Source organism: Micromonospora sp. AMSO1212t, from assembly GCF_008868145.1.
Lineage (GTDB): Bacteria > Actinomycetota > Actinomycetes > Mycobacteriales > Micromonosporaceae > Micromonospora > Micromonospora tulbaghiae.
Window position 1 is genome coordinate 1 of record NZ_WBKS01000225.1, and the last position, 4476, is coordinate 4476.

The 4476-nt window shown below is 71.8% G+C and carries 4 protein-coding genes; 3 read left to right on the forward strand and 1 reads right to left on the reverse strand.

Translation table 11 applies throughout. From position 1 onward, the window contains the following. Positions 1-299: 299 nt before the first annotated feature. Complete coding sequence (locus F8279_RS29240; protein WP_091426133.1) at positions 300-1088, forward strand: DeoR/GlpR family DNA-binding transcription regulator; 789 nt, start codon at positions 300-302, stop codon at positions 1086-1088. Beyond that, positions 1085-2158, forward strand: a complete 1074-nt coding sequence (galT, locus tag F8279_RS29245; RefSeq protein WP_151501666.1) for a galactose-1-phosphate uridylyltransferase — start codon at positions 1085-1087, stop codon at positions 2156-2158. Before F8279_RS29240 ends, galT begins: the two co-directional genes overlap by 4 nt. Before the next feature lie 233 nt (positions 2159-2391). Here galT and F8279_RS29250 read toward each other — a convergent pair whose 3' ends face one another. Next, entirely contained in the window at positions 2392-3609 is a 1218-nt protein-coding gene (locus F8279_RS29250; protein ID WP_091426137.1) for an NADP-dependent isocitrate dehydrogenase, read from the reverse strand. A 138-nt stretch (positions 3610-3747) separates the two neighbouring features. Here F8279_RS29250 and F8279_RS29255 point away from each other — a divergent pair. After that, positions 3748-4476 (forward strand): MBL fold metallo-hydrolase (locus F8279_RS29255; protein WP_151501667.1); only part of this gene is annotated, 729 nt, incomplete at its 3' end.

The following is a 4476-nucleotide window of genomic DNA, read 5'->3' on the forward strand; positions in this document are numbered from 1 at the left end:
CAAACAAGGCCTCACCAACAAAGAGATCATCCGCTGCCTCAAGCGCTACATCATCCGCGAGGTCCACACCGCCCTCCTCGCCGACTACACCGCCCTCAACACCCCTTGACATCCATAGGAGCATCCGTCTCACCGCCGGGCCCGTCCCGGCCTGCGAGCACCTCGACCGCCGTCGTCCGGCTTCGGACGGCGGCGGCCTCGCATCACCCCTGGCTGCGCGGTAGTGTTCGTCTTTGTTGGAACACGTTCGACCGCGTGGGGCGCCCGCGTGGTCGGTGAGGCGCGGAGGTGAGCCGGGGATGCTGGCGCGGCAGCGGCAGACCGCCATCCTGGAACGACTGCGCCGCTCCGGTGGCGTCCGGGTCACGGAACTGGCGGCCGAGTTCGGCGTCTCCGACATGACCATCCGGCGCGACCTGGACACGCTGCACGAGCAGGGCCTGCTCGCCAAGGTGCACGGGGGCGCGACGCCCGCCGGTCCCGGCTCGACCGACGAGCCCGGCTTCCACGCGAAGGCCGTCCGCCAGTCCGCGGAGAAGGCCGCCATCGCCGAGCACGCCGCAGGGCTGGTCCGGCCCGGCGCCGCGATCGCGCTCTCCGCCGGCACCACCACCGCCGAGCTGGCCCGGCGGCTGGTGGACGTGCCCGGCCTGACAGTGGTCACCAACTCGCTGCCGGTGGCGGAGGCCCTGCACGTCGGTGGCCGGCCGGACCAGACGGTGGTGCTCACCGGCGGCGTACGCACGCCGTCGGACGCGCTCGTCGGCCCGCTGGCAGTGGCCGCGATCGCCGCGCTGCACCTGGACCTGCTCTTCCTCGGCGTGCACGGGATCAGCGAACGGGCCGGTTTCACCACGCCCAACCTGATGGAGGCGGACACCAACCGGGCACTCGTGGCAGCGGCGGACCGGCTGGTGGTGCTCGCCGACCACACCAAGTGGGGCACCGTCGGCATCTCGTCGATCGTGCCGCTGGACGCGGCGGACGTGCTGGTCACCGACGACCGGTTGGCACCCGGGGCCCGACGGGTACTCGAGGACAGGGTGGGTGAGCTGGTGACGGTGCCCACGACGAGGGGGGCGGAGTGAAGCGTACGCAGATCGCGCTGGCCGACGGCCGTGAGCTGATCTACTTCGACGAGCGGGACGACGCGGTCCGCGACCAGCCGGACCGGCGGGATCTGCCCCCTCCCCCGCCCGCCTCGCAGCTGCGGTACGACCCGCTGACCGACGAGTGGGTGGCGGTGGCGGTGCACCGGCAGACCCGCACCTTCCTGCCCCCGGCCGACCAGTGCCCGCTGTGCCCGTCACGGGGCGAGCGGCACAGCGAGATCCCGGCGCCCGACTACGACGTGGTCGTCTTCGAGAACCGGTTCCCGTCGCTGAGCCAGCGGGTGGCCGACGAACCGGCCGAGATCACGCCGTTCACCCCGGTACGCCCCGGGCGCGGCAGGTGCGAGGTGGTCTGCTTCACCGACGACCACAACGCCTCGTTCGCCCGGCTCTCCCCGCGGCGGGTCCGGACGGTGCTCGACGCGCTCGCCGACCGCACCACCGCGTTGAGCGCGCTGCCCGGCGTGGAGCAGGTCTTCCCGTTCGAGAACCGGGGCGTGGAGATCGGGGTGACGCTGCACCACCCGCACGGGCAGATCTACGCGTACCCGTTCGTCACGCCGCGCACCCGGAGCATGCTGGCCGCCGCCCGGCGGCATGCCGACCGCACCGGTGGCAACCTCTACGCCGACGTGCTGGCCGCCGAACGGGCCACCGGGGAGCGGGTGGTGGCGAGCAACGAGCACTGGACCGCGTACGTCCCGGCGGCGGCCCGCTGGCCGTTCGAGGTGCACGTGGCGCCGCACCGGCCGGTGCCGGACATCCCGGCGCTCGACGACGCCGAGCGGGACGCGTTCGGGCCGCTCTACCTGGACCTGCTGCGCCGCTTCGACGGGCTGTTCGACCTGCCCATGCCGTACATCGCGGCCTGGCACCAGGCGCCGGTACGGATCGACCGGGAGCTGGGCCACCTGCACCTTCAGCTGTTCAGCATCCGGCGGGCCAAGGACAAGCTGAAGTACCTGGCCGGGTCGGAGTCCGGCATGGGCGTCTTCATCAACGACATCGCCCCGGAACGCGCCGCCGAGCTGCTGCGCGCCGCCTGAGCGGGCCGCCGCGGCCTGAGATCGGCGAGGCCTAAGCGGGAGGCGCGCGGCGCACAACAGGGCGCGGGGGGCCCGGGACAGGGCCCCCCGCAAGGGAAGGGACGGCTGGACGAGACTGGCATCGCGTCCACCCGGTACAACGAGCCCGGCCCGGACCCGGTGACGCACGAGCCCGGACACGACGGAGCCCGTCGGCGGGTGCCGGCGGGCTCCGTGGTGATCGACGGGAGTGATCAGGCGGCGAGCTTGCGCGCCAGGTTCTCGTCGAGCGCGTTCATGAACTCGTCGGTGGTCAGCCACGGGGCGTCCCGCGAGATGAGCAGCGCGAGGTCCTTGGTCATCTGGCCGCCCTCGACGGTGTCCACGATGACCTTCTCCAGCGTGTTCGCGAACTCGGTGACCGCCGGGGTGCCGTCCAGCTTGCCCCGGTGGGCGAGGCCCCGGGTCCAGGCGTAGATCGAGGCGATCGGGTTGGTCGAGGTCTTCTCGCCCTTCTGGTACTGCCGGTAGTGCCGGGTGACGGTGCCGTGCGCGGCCTCGGCCTCGACGGTGCGGCCGTCCGGGGAGAGCAGCACCGAGGTCATCAGGCCGAGCGAGCCGAAGCCCTGCGCGACGGTGTCGGACTGCACGTCACCGTCGTAGTTCTTGCACGCCCAGACGTACCCGCCCTCCCACTTGAGCGCGGCGGCGACCATGTCGTCGATCAGCCGGTGCTCGTAGGTGAGGCCGGCGGCGTCGAACTCGGCCTTGAACTCGCTCTCGAACACCTCGGCGAAGATGTCCTTGAACCGGCCGTCGTACGCCTTGAGGATGGTGTTCTTGGTGGACATGTAGACCGGGTAGTTGCGGTCCAGGCCGTACCGGAACGAGGCGCGGGCGAAGTCCCGGATCGACTCGTCGTAGTTGTACATGCCCATGGCGATGCCGCCGCCGGGGAAGTTGGCGACCTCCATCTCCATCGGGGTGCCGCCGTCGGCCGGGGTGTAGGTGATGGTCACCGTGCCCGGGCCGGGGACGACGAAGTCGGTGGCCTTGTACTGGTCGCCGTGCGCGTGCCGGCCGATGATGATCGGCTTGGTCCAGCCCGGGACGAGCCGCGGCACGTTCGACATGATGATCGGCTCGCGGAAGACCACGCCGCCGAGGATGTTGCGGATGGTGCCGTTCGGCGACCGCCACATCTTCTTCAGGCCGAACTCCTCCACCCGGGCCTCGTCCGGGGTGATGGTGGCGCACTTGACGCCGACGCCGTGCTCCTTGATGGCGTTGGCGGCGTCGACGGTGACCTGGTCGTCGGTGGCGTCACGGTGCTGGATCGACAGGTCGTAGTAGTGCAGGTCGACGTCGAGGTAGGGCAGGATCAGCTGCTCCCGGATCTGCTTCCAGATGATCCGGGTCATCTCGTCGCCGTCGATCTCCACGACCGGGTTGTTTACCTTGATCTTCGCCATCGGCCGGCGCTCCTCTCGGGGGACACGTGCTCAAGCAGTACGAGCGTACTGGAAACTGGCCGGCAGTCCCCAGGCGGCCCGGGTGGCCGCCGGAAAAGCGGGCTGCGCCGCGCCGCGGCCCGCTGGCATCATCGGCCGATGCCACGCAGCCGCACCCTCGGGTCTATCACGGTCACCGCGCTCGCCGACGGCGAGGGGCCCTTCTTCCAGCCCCGCGGCGAGGCGTTTCCCGACGCCACCGAGGCGCACTGGCAGGCGGCCGACCGGCTCGACCCGGGCGCCGTCACCGACGACGACCGGTGGTGGCTGCGGTTCCGCGCCTTCGCCGTGCGGGCCGGGGACGGGCCGGTCACGCTGGTCGACGCCGGGATCGGCCCGGCCGACTCGCTCGCCGCGAGCTGGGCGCCGGTGCCGGGCCGGCTGCCGGCCGAGCTGGCCGCCGCCGGGATCGACCCGGCGGACGTACGCACCGTGGTCCTCACCCACCTGCACACCGACCACGTCGGCTGGGCCGGCCCGCTGTTCCCGAACGCGGACCATCTGCTCCAGCGCGCCGAGGTGGACGCGCTGGAGCTGTTCCACCCGGAGCTGCCGGCCCGGCTGCTGACGCCGTTGCGCGCCGCCGGCCGGCTGCGGGTGGTCGACGGCGACACGTCCCTGGCCCCGGGGGTACGGCTGCTGCACACGCCCGGGCACACGCCGGGCCACCAGTCGGTGCTGGTCGAGGCGGACGACGAGCGCGTCCTGATCACCGGCGACCTGCTGGTGCACGCGATCCAGTTGGTCGACCCGGAGTTGGCGTACGCCCACGAGGAGGACCCGGAAACGGCCCGCCACTCCCGTACCTGTCCCTTATACACAACTCCG